The sequence below is a fragment of the Sporosarcina sp. FSL K6-2383 genome (assembly GCF_038618305.1).
GTDB lineage: Bacteria > Bacillota > Bacilli > Bacillales_A > Planococcaceae > Sporosarcina.
Window position 1 is genome coordinate 2,245,995 of record NZ_CP152017.1, and the last position, 16,252, is coordinate 2,262,246.

General features: G+C 39.8%; 14 protein-coding genes. 10 read left to right on the plus strand and 4 right to left on the minus strand.

The window, feature by feature from the left end; all coding sequences use genetic code 11:
• Positions 1–15: 15 nt before the first annotated feature.
• Genes MKZ10_RS11030 through MKZ10_RS11040 form a run of 3 tightly spaced genes read left to right on the plus strand, consistent with a single transcriptional unit; the run spans position 16 to position 3,655 of the window.
• Positions 16–2,337: a xanthine dehydrogenase family protein molybdopterin-binding subunit gene (locus MKZ10_RS11030; protein WP_342505007.1), complete on the plus strand. Its 2,322-nt coding sequence runs from the start codon at positions 16–18 to the stop codon at positions 2,335–2,337.
• Positions 2,334–3,164, plus strand: a complete 831-nt coding sequence (locus MKZ10_RS11035) for an FAD binding domain-containing protein (protein WP_342505008.1) — start codon at positions 2,334–2,336, stop codon at positions 3,162–3,164. Before MKZ10_RS11030 ends, MKZ10_RS11035 begins: the two co-directional genes overlap by 4 nt.
• On the plus strand, positions 3,161–3,655 hold the full coding sequence (locus MKZ10_RS11040; RefSeq protein ID WP_342505009.1) for a (2Fe-2S)-binding protein: 495 nt from the start codon (positions 3,161–3,163) through the stop codon (positions 3,653–3,655). The genes MKZ10_RS11035 and MKZ10_RS11040 overlap by 4 nt, the downstream gene beginning before the upstream one ends.
• A gap of 23 nt (positions 3,656–3,678) precedes the next feature.
• On the opposite strand, the gene MKZ10_RS11045 is transcribed toward MKZ10_RS11040, so the two are convergent.
• Entirely contained in the window at positions 3,679–4,008 is a 330-nt protein-coding gene (locus MKZ10_RS11045; protein WP_342505010.1) for a hypothetical protein, read from the minus strand.
• Positions 4,009–4,185: 177 nt separating this feature from the next.
• Between MKZ10_RS11045 and MKZ10_RS11050 the strand changes: the two genes are divergently transcribed.
• Positions 4,186–4,854, plus strand: a complete 669-nt coding sequence (locus tag MKZ10_RS11050; protein ID WP_342505011.1) for an HAD family hydrolase — start codon at positions 4,186–4,188, stop codon at positions 4,852–4,854.
• A gap of 448 nt (positions 4,855–5,302) precedes the next feature.
• Here the strand turns inward: MKZ10_RS11050 and MKZ10_RS11055 are convergent, their stop codons facing one another.
• Together MKZ10_RS11055 and MKZ10_RS11060 are read right to left on the minus strand one after the other, a co-directional pair.
• Positions 5,303–5,995 carry an aspartate/glutamate racemase family protein gene (locus tag MKZ10_RS11055; RefSeq protein WP_342505012.1) on the minus strand — a complete coding sequence of 231 codons (693 nt, stop codon included), beginning with the start codon at positions 5,993–5,995 and terminating at the stop codon, positions 5,303–5,305.
• Positions 5,996–6,088: 93 nt separating this feature from the next.
• Positions 6,089–7,360, minus strand: a complete 1,272-nt coding sequence (locus tag MKZ10_RS11060; RefSeq protein ID WP_342505013.1) for a LysM peptidoglycan-binding domain-containing protein — start codon at positions 7,358–7,360, stop codon at positions 6,089–6,091.
• A gap of 545 nt (positions 7,361–7,905) precedes the next feature.
• Here MKZ10_RS11060 and MKZ10_RS11065 point away from each other — a divergent pair.
• On the plus strand, positions 7,906–8,001 hold the full coding sequence (locus MKZ10_RS11065) for a putative holin-like toxin (RefSeq protein WP_340737902.1): 96 nt from the start codon (positions 7,906–7,908) through the stop codon (positions 7,999–8,001).
• Positions 8,002–8,385: 384 nt separating this feature from the next.
• On the opposite strand, the gene MKZ10_RS11070 is transcribed toward MKZ10_RS11065, so the two are convergent.
• Entirely contained in the window at positions 8,386–8,598 is a 213-nt protein-coding gene (locus tag MKZ10_RS11070; protein ID WP_342505014.1) for a cysteine-rich CWC family protein, read from the minus strand.
• Between the two features lie 1,114 nt (positions 8,599–9,712).
• Here MKZ10_RS11070 and MKZ10_RS11075 point away from each other — a divergent pair.
• The 5 genes from MKZ10_RS11075 to MKZ10_RS11095 all read left to right on the plus strand — a co-directional run bounded on the left by MKZ10_RS11075 (position 9,713) and on the right by MKZ10_RS11095 (position 16,178).
• A complete protein-coding gene (locus tag MKZ10_RS11075) occupies positions 9,713–10,381 on the plus strand; it encodes an HAD hydrolase-like protein (RefSeq protein WP_342505015.1) in 669 nt (222 codons plus the stop codon).
• A complete protein-coding gene (locus tag MKZ10_RS11080; protein ID WP_342505016.1) occupies positions 10,378–10,875 on the plus strand; it encodes a GNAT family N-acetyltransferase in 498 nt (165 codons plus the stop codon). Before MKZ10_RS11075 ends, MKZ10_RS11080 begins: the two co-directional genes overlap by 4 nt.
• Before the next feature lie 33 nt (positions 10,876–10,908).
• Positions 10,909–11,922 carry a DUF1835 domain-containing protein gene (locus MKZ10_RS11085; protein WP_342505017.1) on the plus strand — a complete coding sequence of 338 codons (1,014 nt, stop codon included), beginning with the start codon at positions 10,909–10,911 and terminating at the stop codon, positions 11,920–11,922.
• 90 nt (positions 11,923–12,012) lie between these two features.
• Positions 12,013–15,183, plus strand: coding sequence for an ATP-binding cassette domain-containing protein (locus tag MKZ10_RS11090; RefSeq protein WP_342505018.1), 3,171 nt, complete (start codon positions 12,013–12,015; stop codon positions 15,181–15,183).
• Between the two features lie 233 nt (positions 15,184–15,416).
• A complete protein-coding gene (locus tag MKZ10_RS11095) occupies positions 15,417–16,178 on the plus strand; it encodes a DUF4184 family protein (RefSeq protein ID WP_342505019.1) in 762 nt (253 codons plus the stop codon).
• The last annotated feature ends 74 nt before the right edge of the window (positions 16,179–16,252 follow it).

Genomic DNA, 16,252 nt, shown 5'->3' on the forward strand with positions numbered 1-16,252 from the left:
GGGAGGCGTTCATGAATGGAACATACAGCGCGAACAACTGTTGGTCAGCCTGTTGCGCGAATCGATACGCTTGATAAGGCAACGGGCAATGTCAAATATGTTGGTGATCTAGTAGGTCCTGGCATCCTACATGCCAAACTTGTGACTAGCACAGAGGCCCACGCCATTCTCAAATCGGTCGATTCGACGGAGGCTTGGAAAGTACCTGGAGTGCGTGCAATCATTACGGGAGACGTTTTCCCTTTCCATATTGGTCCACTTTTAGCCGACAGACCGCCGTTGGCATTTAAGAAGGTACGCTATTATGGAGAACCTATTGCAATTATCGTAGCGGATCATGCACATCAAGGAAAGCTGGCCGCTAGCAAAGTAAAAGTAACGTATGAATCGCTACCTATTGTGAATTCTGTGCAACAGGCATTTCAAACGGATGCACCGTTAATCCATGACAATTCTGGTGACTATACTAAAATCATTTCAGATGTCTATCCTGTTCCTGGGACAAATATCGGTAGTCACAATAAAATTCGGAAAGGGGATTTTGCCAAGGCATGGGCAGGATGCACAGAAACAATAACCGCAACATATGCCTTTAATTTGTCAGATCATGCGGCGTTAGAAACTCGAAGTACGCAGGTTGAAATCAATTCCGCTGGAAAAGTAACTGTCCATTCCTGTACCCAATCCCCTTATACAATCAAAAAAGTATTGAATCAGTTTTTCAATATTGAAGTAGGCAATATTATTGTGCATGTGCCCATAGTTGGTGGCGGATTCGGTGGGAAAGGAACGGTTCAATTAGAACCACTTGCTTATTTAGCTTCAAAAGCTGTCGGTGGAAAAAAGGTCAAATTACAGTATGAACGGGAAGAGGATTTGATAACGGCGCCGTGTCATATTGGGCTTGACGCAGTCATTAAGCTCGGCGTGACAAAAGAGGGGAAGATACTTGCAGGTCAATACACGTTTTTAGTTGACTCTGGAGCCTATACGGATCAGGCTGCTGGAATTACAAGGGCGATGGCTGTCGATTGCACGGGACCATATAATATACCAAACGTCTGGTGTGATTCATATTGTATGTACACCAATCATCCGTATGCAACGTCGCTAAGGGGCTATGGACATCCTGAACTAACATTTGTCGTTGAAAGGACAATGGACAAATTAGCCAAGCAGTTGCAGATGGATCCAATCCAATTGCGGCTCATCAATGTCATTAAACCAGGAGATACGACACCGACTCAAACCGTTCTCACCGCCAATACGGTTGGCGATGCGGCAAAATGCCTCACTCGAGTGAAAAAATTAATTGACTGGGATATAGATGGTGGTGGACATAAGGGAATCAGTTTATTTTGGAAAACATCATCAACGGCAACAAATGCCCAATCGGCTGCTGTTCTTACATTTGAAGCGGATGGTTCTCTTAATTTGAACTGCGCGGCAGTAGAACTTGGACAGGGGACAAAAACAGTACTGGCACAAATTGTTGCGGAAAAGCTGGGAATCGACATGTCAAAAATTCATGTGAAGATGGAGGTGAATACACAATACGACCCCCATCAATGGCGAACAGTAGCAAGTAGCACAACTTTTTTAGCGGGACGTGCGGTGCTTGCAGCGGCAGAAGATGCCATTCGACAATTGAAGAAAACAGCAGCCATTGTCCTGCAATGTGCAGAGGATGATCTAGATGTTGGAGGGGGACGCGTTTTTGTAAAGTCGAATCCGCAGTTTGGTGTAACCTTTCAATCTATTGCCCTAGGTTATACATTTCCGAGTGGCCATACTGTTGGGGGACAAGTTGTCGGTGTCGGCAAACATACACAGAAACATCTAACTCCATTAGACAAAGAGACGGGATTCGGTAACCCTGGACCTTGGTGGTCTGTTGGCGCACAAGCGATCGAGGTTGCGTATAACGAACGGGATTGTACGTACAAACTATTAAAAGCAGTTACCGTGCTGGATGGGGGAACGATTATGAATCCCGCAACAGCTACCCAACAAATGCGAGGCGGTATGTATTTGGGCTTGAGTTTAGCGAGTAGTGAAACGTTTATGTTTGATGACAAGGGCATTATGCAAAATGCCGATTTACGAAATTATCAAATGCTCCGGTTTGGTGAACAGCCGACGGAGTACCTCGTTGACTTTGTCGAAACACCAGCCGTCGATGGACCGTATGGGGCTCGTGGCATTGGCGAATATGGCGTGATAGGTGTAGGATCAGCACTTGCGAATGGGTTATCAGCGGCTGCGCAAGTAGAATTAAACAATTTGCCCCTTACGCCAGAATTCATCTGGAAAACAAAAAAGGAGGGCAGCCAATGATTGCCTTTGACTTTGATTATTATAAACCATCCACGCTCAGTGAAGCAGTTGAAACCTTTCAGCTAGCTCTTCACACAGGCAAACAGGCAATCTTCTATGCTGGAGGGACAGAATTCATTACATTCGCTCGAACGAATAAAAAAAGGGCAGATGTGGTGATTGATATTAAAGGGATTCCTGAATGTATGACATTAGAGGTCATTGGAGCTGAATTGATCATTGGGGCAGCGGTTTCGCTGACAACTATTGTGGAATCCAATCTATTTCCTTTATTGGGTAAGACGGTGCAACGCATAGCAGATCATACTTCACGAAATAAAATCACGATTGGGGGCAATGTCAATAGTCACTTCATCTATCGAGAAGGCGTTTTGCCTTTCTTATTAGCGGATGCAAAAGGAATGATTGGGGGAAAGGGAGGCGAGAAGATTCTTCCTTTGGAACAAATCTTAAACGAGGGGCTAGACGAAGGCGAGCTCCTTGTGCAAATCCATGTTGACCAATCCTATATCGATTTGCCTTTTAGTACAATCAAGCGGACAAGAATGTCGAAAACAGGGTACCCAATTGTAACCGTAGCAGCATTAGAGAAGGATAAACGGATTCGGACAGCTTTCAGTGGCGTGTGTGAATTTCCATTTAGGTCAGAAAAAATTGAGACGTTATTAAATGATCCAAGCATTTCCAAAGAGGAGCGAATCAAGCAGGTAATTGATCATCTTCCGGGTCCAGTGGTGCAGGATATCCACGCAACTGCAGGGTACCGTAAATTTGTCTTAAAAAATGTATTAACAGATACATTGGAAGCCATGGAGGGAAATGGATGATCACTTCAAATGATTCAGCAAAAAAAATCGTACAATTACACATCAATGGAGAAACTCACAGCGCTGTTATACGATCCGCCGATACGCTGCTCTACACATTACGCGAGCAACTCGGGCTAACCGCTGCTAAACCGGCTTGTGAAAACGGGGATTGTGGAGCTTGCACAGTCATCGTCGACGGGCAACCGATGCATTCATGTCTTTCCTTAACGATTGAAACCGTGCACCAGTCGATTACAACGAATGAAGGATTAAAAGATTCACTGTTGCAACAGGCGTTTGTCGATAATTGGGCGATTCAATGTGGGTATTGTACATCAGGATTCATCGCCAACTGTCATGCGCTTGTTGAACAACATCCCGATGCAGACGATGCGACTATCGACGAATGGCTAGCCTCGAATCTTTGTAGGTGTACAGGGTATCAGGAGATTAAAGAAGCAGTGAAAAGTGTGTTACAATCAAATAAAAACCTATCATCGGCGAATTGAAATTCGCCGATGATAGGTTTTTTTTACCCTTTTTTGAAGCTATTATTCCCACTGTTTAATGATTGAATGAGCTGTAACGTTTGTGCTGCTTGTTCAATTTGTTGGCGAACTTGTTCGAGTTGTTGCTGAATAGCCGTGGTCGACTCGGTGACGGCTATGCCTTGCATCTGATTCATGAGCTGTGAGGCCTGTTGGAGCTGTTGCTGGGCTTGTTGTACGGCTTGTAAGTCGTTGGTTGTATTACTTTGCTGTAATGTTTGCACAGCTTGCTGCATCGTTTGAAGCGCTTGTTTCTTAAGTGTTTGAAATTGCTGGTCGATTTGTGTGGGATTTGGCTGTGTTTGCTGTTTCAATTAAAGGACTCCTTTCGGTCATGTCCTTTGTAGTGTGGGTGAAGAGGCTGGGTTTTAGTCATGGGGTAGTGGGTTATTAAAGATCTACTTGAGTTCACTTAAAAACATTCAGTATTATTCTCCCCTTATAACTGTATAATTGAATTTACTGATAAATACAGATGGGGGAGTATGGGAATGATTAAAGCAGCCTTATTTGACCTAGATGGCACATTATTAAATCGAGACGCATCTATCGAGCGATTTATCGATTCACAGTATGAGCGTTTACATGAGTATGTTGGACATATTGGAAAAGAGGAATTCATCCTCAGGTTTATCGAATTAGATTATCGTGGATATGTTTGGAAAGACAAAGTCTATCAACAAATGGTTGCTGAATTTGACATAGTCGGGTTAACGTGGGAGCAATTACTGCAAGATTATGTAGAACAATTTCAACATTATTGTGTTCCTTTTCCAAACCTTCACAAAATGCTGCAATCGCTTGTCGATCAATCTATCCCCTTGGGAATCATCAGCAATGGAAAAGGGCAATTCCAGATGGATAATATTGAAGCGCTCGGCATTGGGCATTATTTTGAAACAATTTTAATATCTGAGACTGAAGGTATTAAAAAACCGGATCCTCGGATATTTGAGAAAGCATTACAGCAGCTCAATGTTCCTGCAAAGGCATGTCTATTTGTTGGCGATCATCCGGAAAATGATGTGAAAGCTTCTCAAGACGTTGGTATGCTAGGTGTTTGGAAGAAAGATCCGCAGTGGGCTGATGTTAAGGCTGATTATGTCGTAGAGGATTTAATGGAGGTATGTTTAATTATTGGGGCGTTAGTTGGGCAATGATTGTTCAGTTTATCATTTATTATATATCACGGAACATACGTATGGTATAATTGAAGGGTAATAGAATAGGTAACTTGAGGGTGGTCGGCTCACTAAAGGATGGCAGACTAAGTTCGCCACATCCTGTGGCAACGTCTGCATGACCCGCATCGTGCGGGCCTGGGGTGATGCCAATGTCGGTATTTGAAGCATTAATGTTCGCGATAGCTTTCGCAACATTTGTTGTCTTGATTCTGACGTTTAAACAAAAATAACCCATCCTTGAGTTGAACGGCTCGAGTGGATGGGTTATTCCTCATTCAGCTGATTTCCCTTGTAGGGATCTTGCTATTACATTGGTCGTTCGATGTTAGCGCATCGGACGATCTTTTTTATTATCATCTATCTTACAGCTTATTATACGCTGGAAATAGGGTTCTGACAACTGCATGGCATTGTTTGGTTATAATTACTCCTCCAACGCTCGATTAACAGCCTCAACAGCGTGGATTACTGTAGTGTCAAACAATGGTACGTGCGCATCTTCTTGCTTAACTAATAAACCAATTTCCGTACAGCCCAATATAATCCCTTCAGCACCTTCGTCAACTAATTGTTGGATTACTTTTTTGTAATAATCCCGAGATGATTGTTGTACGTTGCCCAAACACAATTCTTCAAAAATGACTTGATTGATAACCTTGCGCTCTTCTTGATTGGGGATTAAAACTGAAATACCTCTAGACGCTATACGTGATTTATAAAAATCTTGCTCCATTGTATAGTTCGTGCCAAGTAACCCAACTTTGCTGATTCCGGCTTGTCGAATTTGCGTAGCGGTAGCATCGGCAATATGTAGAATTGGCAAATTTACCTGTTCTTCAATGTAGCCAATCACTTTGTGCATTGTATTTGTACAAAGAACGATCATTTCAGCTCCTGCTTTTTCTAAAGATTGCGCCGCGTCACCTAATACTTTGCCGGCGGTTTCCCAATCGCCAGCGACTTGATAACGTTCTATTTCAGCAAAGTCTACGCTAAATAAAACACACTTCGCTGAATGCAATCCACCTACTCTATTTTTCACTTCTTCATTCAGAATACGATAATATTCAGCCGATGACTCCCAGCTCATACCACCAATAAGACCGATTATTTTCATGAAAAATCTCCTCCAAATAGAAGTGTATATTTTATCGTGATTATTCAATCTATATCAGTATTATACGTTTGAATTTCCGCACTGACAATCACATTATACCCTTTTTCGGATGGTGAAGTTGTCTTCAAGTAACAACCAATTTTGTGGGAATGGGTAGCCGAGCACCCAGTAACTGATTCCACGTAAGTTATAATCTTTCACCATCGTAAACTTTGCTTGGGCGCTACGAGCGTCTTCAAACCATACTTCGTGATTTCTCCCTTGGGCATCCGTATAGCGGAAAAACGGCGACTGAGCGATAGGGTCATATTGGATTGTCGCACCATATTGAATGGCTCTGCGCATAGCTTCTTGCGAACTAAACGTTTCCGCCTCCTGTCCTTGTTCGTGGGGAACTAGCCAGTCACGTGAGTAAATTTGAAAACCGAAGAAAATCTTATCCCTCGGAATAACTGTGACTGCATAATCCAGCACCCGCTTTATTTGATTAAGTGGGGAAATGGCTTGTGGCGGACCAAATCGATAGCCCCATTCATAGGTCATCAACACAACAAAATCAACAATTTTTCCTTGTGCTTCATAATCATGTGCTTCGTACAATAATCCTTGTTGCTCACCGCTAACCTTAGGCGCTAGTGCTGTTGAGACAAAAAAGCCTTCAGGGTGCAATCGTTCAACAGCCCTTTGCAAAAATTGATTGTAGTTTTCACGATCAGTAGGAAATACATTTTCAAAATCTACATTTAATCCTTTATACCCTTTTTCTTTCATAACGTTTAGAACATTCGTTAATACCTTTTCCTGAAGTTCAGGACTTGATAGGATCGTATGTGCAAGACCCGATCCAGCAGCTGTTGCGCTGAAATTCGTGATTGCTATCACAGGAACAATTTGCTCAGCCGCAGCAGATTGGAGCATAGCTGTGTCATCGAGCGTAGATAAACTACCATCTTCTTGCACACTATAGACGAAGGGCATCCAATAAGTTAAATACCGACCTAGTTCTTGAAGCTCCCTGGCACCCGTTTCTCCTGTGTTAATGGTATAAGCGTTCACATCAATTGCTGGTTTATGGATAGGAATGGTTAAACGCATACCAGCTACAATCCTATTTGGATTTTGAAGTTGGTTTGCCCGTACAATTTCTTGAATGGTTGTACCATAGCGTTGCGCAATTTCCGCCAAGTTTTCACCAGACTGGACATAGTAAGTCCCAGATGATGTTGGAATAACAAGGGCCATACCTGGCACTAGCTTGTTCGTATTTTCCAACTCGTTCGCCATGACGATTTCAGTCATTGGGATGTCGTACCGTTGAGAAATCAACCATAATGTTTCTCCCGGACGTACCACATGGATCTGCATGTAGTTCACTCCTTATCTTTTTCATATTATTTAGTGAATACTGCGAGTTAATTCTTCAATTGTAAAGGAGACTGCAATACCGAAAGCGTAAAATGAGGGAATGAAACAGGATTTTAGTTAACATAATACTATTATTGATTGGATTATTGTAGCTATTAGAAGTAGGGAATAGAGGAAAGCTTTCCTGCAGCTATTCATTTAGAGAAATTATTAGTGCATAGGATATGGATTCACAGAATTAATTGTTAATTAAAGGGAAAGTTGTTCTGAAAAGCACTTCAAGAACGTATGTATGAAGTAGGGGAATCGATTAGAATAAGCAACTTTTGATTTCTCAGGGATTTTAGTGATTGCAATCTTAAAAGAGAGGGGGCTTTCCATTCATTAATCATGATTTCAAGCATACCCAGCAGTCTTAGTTAACATATTCTAAATCTAGGTATTTTATTCATAGAAAACTTTATTGTTTGAAGCAATTGAAATATGGTATGCGAGATATTATGGGAGAGAATGTAAACTGTTGGAATTTGAAAGGGGGATTACAAATGACTATATTCCAGACGATTGTACTGATGATAAGTTTTTCTTCATTAATTGTTGCGGTTATTGGACTAGCAGAGAAAATCTCTCAAAAAAAATAATCCACTTATGAGTTTAGCGACCAAGTGGATTATTTTATCGGCGATACCGATTCCAGAAAAAAGAACCTAGTACCTTATTTATGGACCGTTCGATGTTGGCGCATCGGGCGGTCATTTTACTATAATCATCATCTAAACATATTATACGTAGAAATCTCGAAGTTTGCTAGAAAATTTAGTAGATTTTTGAAATGAAAGATCTAGTAGACGCTCTTGATTGAAATGAAAATGTCTTATAATATTATTATGTAAACAAGAGTGTTATTTAATTTTCAGCTTTTCCAGTTATCAAATAACAGAAGGTGCTTATGTGCGTACCTAATTGTATTTCTCATAAGTACTCCTAGTCATTATCACGACCCGAATCAATCTGAATGAGGTACGTTAATGTATGGTACTTTGAGACTTGAATTCCACCAAACAAACTTCACAAATACAAACCTTTTCACGTTCATCTGGCAGTAACTCGAAAATTTCCTTTGGAAAGCCTGCTTTAAAACACCAACATACTCCTGCTGAAGGATTGCTGGTCAACCCACATTTATTATTTTTTTGACAGAGTGGGCAAAGTTTTGCCTTATGTATTTCTAACGTCATAAACAATCACCTTTACTTTTTCAAATTTGACTTCATTATACCGTCAATCTTTTCAGAAACCCAACATCTACTAGAGAGAATAAACAAACTTACAGTAGGGGTGAATGACTGTGGCGAAAAGAAATCGTGGAAAAGTATTAAACCGACTGCCATCTAATGGACGAGGCGATTGCCCTTTGTGTAGTCGGAAAAGAGTCAAGTTATTGTATGCCCATAAATCAGATTCAACTAAAACCGTACAGGTATGTAAATTCTGTCGAGATAAATGAATGGCCGTACATCGCTTTTCACAGGCGGTGTGCTTTTTTATTTATAATGACAATCATAACTAGGTTTAAAAAATGTATTAAACTAATTCAAACTATTTTTGAACTGTCTACGAATATATGTATAGGAAGGTAATGATCATGAAGAAGCATGTGGTGAACTATGGAAAGTGACGAATGTTGGATACGGCCAATAAAGAAAAATGGTAGTGAAACTGCAGCAAACAAAATGCGCTAATAATATTGCAATGGACTAACGATAGATTGCAAGAACATACGTGTACTATAATGGTAAGGTAATAGAATAGGTGACTCAAGGATGGTCAGCTCACTCCCCACGAAAGGGGGTGATGCCAATGTCAGTATTTGAATCATTAATGTTCGCGGTAGCTTTTGCGACATTAGTTGTATTGATGCTCACATTTAACCATAAAAAATAACCCATCCTTGAGTTAGGGCTCATTGGGATGGGTTATTCTCACTCCATAAGTGTCGATCCCCCTTGTAGGGAACCTATTATTACATTGGCCGTTCGGAATTCCAGTTCCGGACGGTCTTTTTTATTCTACTCAAACTATATCTTTAGTATACGTTTAAAAAACATCTCTGACAACAAATTTGTACCTATTTGATTAAAAAATTATCTGACTAAACAATCTACTCGCGGCTTAACAGGCACTATCGGATTATTGATAGTCCTTTTCATTACAGTTTCCTTTGGCGACTAGTTCACTATTTTTTATTTCGCATAGCATCCAGCGTATGGTAAAATGTGATAGATTTATTATAAGACAACAAGAACTATTTTGAAATTTTTATTATTATTTTACTGAGGGGTTGAAAGGATTATGTCATATACAATGATTTTCGATATGGATGGCACATTATTTCAAACAGATAAGATATTAGAAATTTCATTGGAAAAAACCTTTCATTACTTGAGGGCCAGTGGACTATGGGATAAACAAGCACCCGTTGAGGAGTATCGCGAGATTATGGGCGTACCTTTGCAAGTGGTTTGGGAGACCCTACTGCCTAATCAAACGAATGACATACGCGCTAAAGTAAATGCTATTTTTCTTGAGAAATTAATTGAAAACATCCGCACAGGTAAGGGTGCACTGTATCCAAACGTGGAGCAAGTCTTAGACTATCTGACAACAAAAAACTATTCACTATTTATTGCTAGTAATGGTCTGCCGGAATATTTAGCAGCAATCGTCGACTATTACAAGTTAGATCGCTGGATTAAGGAAACATTTAGTATCCAACAAATTGAATCACAAAACAAATCAGATTTGGTTCGTACAATCGTCGATAAGTATGCGGTAGAACAAGGTGCTGTCGTTGGAGATCGTTTGTCTGATATTCAAGCAGCAAAAGACAATGGCTTACTAGCAATTGGCTGTCATTTTGATTTTGCACAGGAGGACGAGCTAGCGCAAGCCGATGAAGTTATTGATGATTTAGCACAATTAAAGGACCTTGTAGCTGTCAGAAGGAGCTCGATTACATGAAAATTAGACGTTTAAATCCCTTAGATGCCGAAGCTTACTTAACTATTAGATTGAAGGCTTTGCAAAATAATCCCGAGGCATTTGGCTCAAGTTATGAAGAAGAGAAGGATCACCCAGTTGAAAAATACATAAGTAGGTTTCAATCTAGTGATTCCATTACTTTAGGGGCTTTTGTAGATGATCAGCTTGTTGGAGTGGTTACGTTGTTTAGAGAGAGCTTGACTAAACTCCAACATCGCGCAAATATTATCGCTATGTATGTTTCTCCAAAGCAACGGGGATTAGGCATTGGCAAGTCTCTAATGTTAGAAGCTATTCAGGTAGCAAACGATTGGGCAGGCGTAGAACAGGTGTATTTAACAGTTGTGACGACAAACGAACCTGCCAAAAAACTATATGCCTTATTAGGCTTTGAGGTCTTTGGTTCAGAGAAAAAGGCATTAAAAATAGGTGATACTTATTATGATGAAGAGCATATGGTGTTGTTTGTATGAGATTAGTTACACTTTAGAAATGGGGAGATCTAATTGGACAAAGCCAACCAGCTCAAACAAGCCATTACAAAATTAAGCGAACCAGAAGCGAAATCATTGCTTTTTCAACTGTTTTTACAAGCTGAAACAAATGAGTCAGCACAGTTTGTCAATGAGTTACGCGAAGTAAAAAAATCGCTTATGATCGCATCACCAGCTGGTCAGGCACAAACCGTACATATTGTTTTTGATGATTCGACAGCAGGTAGCTTACGAGTTGCATTTCACGACAATGCTTATAAGGAAACTGAAGAGGTCCTTGTGTTATCCGATATGTTATCGGTTGGTCCAGTGAAAGACTTGCATACAATGAAAGGGATTCAAGCGCGTTTTCAGTGGTTGAAAGATCGATTGCCAGATGCCGAACATGATACATATTTGCCGGGAATGATGGATGTTATTGAAAGAATCAAAGCGATTCCCTCCTATCAAGATATTGTAATTTGGACGGGCGATAACGCACATGAACAAACTGGATTACGCCTTGTCCTCGCATTGCTGAAAGATAAATGGAATACCATTTTCATCCTCAATACCTTTGCAGCTTTTCATGAACTCCATACATATCCTGCATTGGCAAAGGAGGATTACCCGCAGACATCACGTGAGCTTTCCAGTGAGCAGCTATTACTTTTTTACGAGCACTGTGACATGAGGCCAGTGAGGCAAGCACAGCGAGAGGTGTTATGTAAGGAAGGCTGGAGCATGCTATCTGATGAATCCTACCACATTCGAACATGGGAGGATAATGAACTCCGGCATAATACGAACATAGATCGTGATGACGTCTTCATTATCGACTGTGTAAAAAGGATGCATGCGGAAGAAGCTACATTCGATTTTATTAAAGCTGCACGTGTTGTCGGTGAAGTGTGTGGTCATATGGAGCAATACAGGGGGATTGAATGGATTGAGTACCGCCTTCGTTGTTTAATCGAACAGGGGATTTTCGACTATGAGGGAGACTTGATGGCCATGCGGTTGTATCAAGTGAAGGTAAGGATTTAAGACGCTTCACCTGAATGCGGAAAGTACCATTTTCATTTATAATGTAGAAAACATGGCAATACTGCTTGTAGGAATGGAGAGAATGTTACGATGAATATCAATCAATTAATTGCGAACAATATTAACCAATTAGACGCTGTATTGCCAGTAGAACAATCTTTGGGCATTGCTGGTCTATCTGGATCTGGTAAAACAACTTTTTGTCAAACAATCGGGGAAGAATCTAAGAAACGCCTCGTTTCCTTATTACCAAAGGCTGAATATCAGTATTTATTCCCTACTATTATGGAGACCAACTTTAGTGCTATCAAGATGGAGGACATGCCTCTAGTACTTTTTCTTGGAAAGTCAGCCATTTCGTCCAATCCACGTTCAACGATTGGCACACATACGGGCGTTTTTAAAGACATCCGCATGCGACTCGCTGAAAAATTTAATCTTTCTCCAGAAACTTTTTCCTTTAATAATGAATTAGGCTGGTGTCCAGCTTGTAAAGGGCGAGGTACTATGAAAAATATCGAATGTAAAAAGTGTGAGGGCAAGCGCTATAATCCAGATGTTGAGCAAAATACGATAGAATTACTGGGTCAACCTCATAGTATTTCTGATATCAACAACTTAAGCGTTGAATCCATTCTTTCACTTGCGGAAGTTTTACATATTAGTGAAGCGAAACAACATATTCTTCAAAATATCATCAATATGAATATTGGCTACTTAACGTTAAATCGCATTATGGGGACATTATCAGGTGGAGAATTAACACGACTGTACTTGGCAGAATTTATGGCTACCAGTGAAAATACCGTGATTATTATTGATGAAATCTCCGTGGGTCTTGATCACGAAACGCTATTGAAAATTTTAGAACAGATTCAACAATTGGGCTATAAAAATCAAATTTGGCTCATTGATCATTCTGACACGGTACTCGATGCAACGGATGAACAATTGTTCTTTGGACCAGGCAGTGGGAAATACGGTGGGAAAATTGTTGAAGAATCGCCACGTCCAAAACCAATTACTTGGGAACGAAATCCGGCAACGCCAACAGAATACTATCAATTCCACGATCTTTACTGTCGTAATATTCAAATGCCTGAAATTCAGATTCCCAAAAACAGACTTGTTACTTTTACCGGGGAGTCCGGCTGTGGTAAATCAACTCTTGTCAATGAGTGTATCTCCAAAGATTTCCTGAAGCGCTATCCAAAAGATAAACTCGTTATGGTTGGACAAAATCGAAACCAATCGATTACGAGTCGGTCAACGGTTGCGACGTTTCTTGATATTAAACAGAAACTCAAAAAGTATAGTGAAGACATTGATGCTATTTTTCAGCGCTCGATTGAAGATATTATTGATGAATTGCCAAATGAGGACATCGCCCATAAACGCTTGAGTTTATTGATTAAGCTTGGTCTTGGTTATCTAACGTTGGAAAGAAAGACACAGTCCTTATCGACGGGTGAATTTCAATGTGTCCATTTAGTTTCTGAGCTGTTTGCTAACTCCCGCAATCCCCATACGCTGTTTATTTTTGACGAGCCTTCCAAAGGGTTATCACAAAATATTTTAAATCAATTCATCGATAGTATTAGGGTTATTTTGCAGGATGAATCTGTTTCCATCATCATGATCGAACATAATGCTTATATGATGGAAAACTCCGATTTTATCGTTGATTTTGGTAAAAGACAGCTTGCACCAGTAGAGCGTCTTGATGTTGTCAGTCATGAAGAGTATTATCGCGGACAAAACAGTGAGGTTATTGTTGCTCCTGTGCAAATTACTTCAACGATTCATCAACAAACGGGCGTTCATTATTTAACAGAAAATCAGATTGTCTATTTTAAACATGCAGAAAATATCTATAAGGGTGGCATCTTAAAAAGCTTATCCTCCATGGCTCGTTTGATTTATGGTGAATATGAATCTGACACCATTGCGCCTGTCATTGCGATTGACCTGGAACGTCATTTGTACAGTCAATATAGCTTTCTCTATGAAATAGGTGGCTTGATCAACCACATTGTGGCAGCGCATCCGACCAATAAAAATACGAATAGCTTCGATTTTTATCGTCAAGATAATCATTGTCCATCCTGCTCGGGTCGCCGAGTGATTGAAAAATTTGATATAGATATTGTTATTCAGGACAAAACCGTACCATTCTGGGATGGTCTATTGCATCCAGACGTGATGGAGGTATTAAAATACTACCAATATCCAAAATTGCAATTCCTCTTTGATGAAATTAAAAATGAGCTTGGTCAGGATATTAGTAAAAGTTTTAATGATATGACGGAAGAAGAAAAACATACCTTTTTGTATGGGTATTGGGAAAAGTCGTTTTATGATAAAGAAGGCAAGGCACGGAGGACTTGGGAAGGCTTTAACCTCATCATTGGGCGCTATATATTTGTATCGAAATCGATGATTAAAGAGCAAATAAAAGAATCTAAAGAAATGATTTACTGTCAAGTGTGTAAAGGAACTGTACTCAATCATCATAAAGCGCTAAAATTTGGCGATACGGATATTCGTGAGATTATTCAGCAGCCTATTGATCAAGTGATAAAAACCGTTGGAAAATTGCAGGGACTAGAAAAATTGAAAGCCATTGTCGGCGGAGATATAACGTTGACGGAAGATGTGTCTCTGTTACCTCGAGAAACACAGGTCGCGCTGAAAATGTTCGAACTGGAGCAGGGAAGCTTCGCTCATTATGAAATGGTTTTACAAAATGCTTTGCCATTCTGGGACCATATTAGCAGCAATATCGAAGCAATCAGCAAGAATAATCGGGTGACTATCTGTGATTTTGACAATATCACTGAAACGAGAGAAACGATTATTGATAAGTATTTCACCAATGGGAAATACAAAAAGCTGACATATGTCTACGAAGCCTTTGGTTATAAAAAAATAATCACACTCATTAATAAAATTAAAAAGAGTCATCCATGTCCTTTCTGTAAGGGGAAGAAAGTCATTACAGAAGATAATCTCCACGATGGTGTATTTAAATTGACGATCCCTTGTGTGAGCTGTCATGAGACGGGCATTAATGATGAAGGATGTAAGGAAATCGTCGAGGGCATAGTCGTGCATACATGGCTAACGGGGACAGTAAGTGAAGTTGTTACGCAAGGCTTACACCTTGAGGCTGTTGCAGACCTTCAAATTTTCAAACGTATTCGTGAGTTGAATAAGCAAGAAATGATGGCAGTTTACCAATATCTTGAACAAAGTAAATAAATTAGAACATAGCAAAACAAGGCGACTACTCTCAAAAATAGGAGTGGTCGCCTTGTTCTATCTATATTAAGGAATGATTACGGTAATAAATGATGTAACACTCAGCTAATACGATATAATGAAACAAAGCAGTTGATGATTTTCACTATCCTTTCGTATGGAAGCTACTGAAATCAGCATGTATCAGTGGAATGAAGAAGATTGATTCCCTGAAAATAGGAGTGTAGACGGCAATGCCACTAACTTTTGCTCACCCAGCAGCTGTACTACCATTCTCAAGAAAAAGTAGATATATACACTTTTCTGCATTGGTGTTTGGAAGTATGGCTCCTGATTTTGAATACTTTTTGAGGGGGCGACCAATAGGGGATATTGGACATACCTTTACTGGGTTCGCTTGGTTTAACTTACCGCTAGTGATACTCACCTATTTTATTTATCGTATATTTGTGCATGAAACTTTATTCAATCACTTACCAAATTGTCTACAAGATTCTCATACAAAAAGAGAACATTCTAATGGTATTGTAAAAGCAGTGATATTTTGTTATTCAGCACTGTTTGGGATGTTAACACATGTTATATGGGATTCTTTCACACATATAAATGGATATATGGTAGTAAAATTCCCCGAATTCTTCACTTTTAATACTACTATTTATGGCTTTTCAATACCCTTGTACAAATTTTTACAACATGGAAGTACATTAGTGGGGCTGACAATCATTTTGATTTATATCTATGTCAGTGCTTTGTCACAGAGAAATCATAAGGGTATGCATGTTTCCTTTAAGAATAAACTTGTTTTCTGGTCTTCTTTATCACTTTTGGCAGTAGTATTTTTGTTCCTATGGTATCTGATGGATTATATTTCAATTACGAGTTACGGGATAGTAGTCGTCAGATGGATAGATTCTTTTTTATTGAGCTTATTGGTTAGTTCTTTAGTAATTAAACATATAGTCCCTTGGATGAAAAATATCATATCACGATAAGTTTTTTTTATAATCTGATAGAGTCTAGGGAACGTACGTGTGGTGTATTAAAGCAAGTAATAGAATAGGTTTTC

Excerpts from the sequence above, each read along its gene's own strand:
- MKZ10_RS11055 (WP_342505012.1), bottom strand. The coding sequence starts at position 5,995 with ATGAAAATAATCGGTCTTATTGGTGGTATGAGCTGGGAGTCATCGGCT.
- MKZ10_RS11065 (WP_340737902.1), top strand. The coding sequence starts at position 7,906 with ATGACTATATTCCAGACGATTGTACTGATGATAAGTTTTTCTTCATTA.
- MKZ10_RS11040 (WP_342505009.1), top strand. The coding sequence starts at position 3,161 with ATGATCACTTCAAATGATTCAGCAAAAAAAATCGTACAATTACACATC.
- MKZ10_RS11095 (WP_342505019.1), top strand. The coding sequence starts at position 15,417 with ATGCCACTAACTTTTGCTCACCCAGCAGCTGTACTACCATTCTCAAGA.
- MKZ10_RS11075 (WP_342505015.1), top strand. The coding sequence starts at position 9,713 with ATGTCATATACAATGATTTTCGATATGGATGGCACATTATTTCAAACA.
- MKZ10_RS11030 (WP_342505007.1), top strand. The coding sequence starts at position 16 with ATGGAACATACAGCGCGAACAACTGTTGGTCAGCCTGTTGCGCGAATC.
- MKZ10_RS11035 (WP_342505008.1), top strand. The coding sequence starts at position 2,334 with ATGATTGCCTTTGACTTTGATTATTATAAACCATCCACGCTCAGTGAA.
- MKZ10_RS11070 (WP_342505014.1), bottom strand. The coding sequence starts at position 8,598 with ATGACGTTAGAAATACATAAGGCAAAACTTTGCCCACTCTGTCAAAAA.
- MKZ10_RS11090 (WP_342505018.1), top strand. The coding sequence starts at position 12,013 with ATGAATATCAATCAATTAATTGCGAACAATATTAACCAATTAGACGCT.
- MKZ10_RS11080 (WP_342505016.1), top strand. The coding sequence starts at position 10,378 with ATGAAAATTAGACGTTTAAATCCCTTAGATGCCGAAGCTTACTTAACT.
- MKZ10_RS11060 (WP_342505013.1), bottom strand. The coding sequence starts at position 7,360 with ATGCAGATCCATGTGGTACGTCCGGGAGAAACATTATGGTTGATTTCT.
- MKZ10_RS11050 (WP_342505011.1), top strand. The coding sequence starts at position 4,186 with ATGATTAAAGCAGCCTTATTTGACCTAGATGGCACATTATTAAATCGA.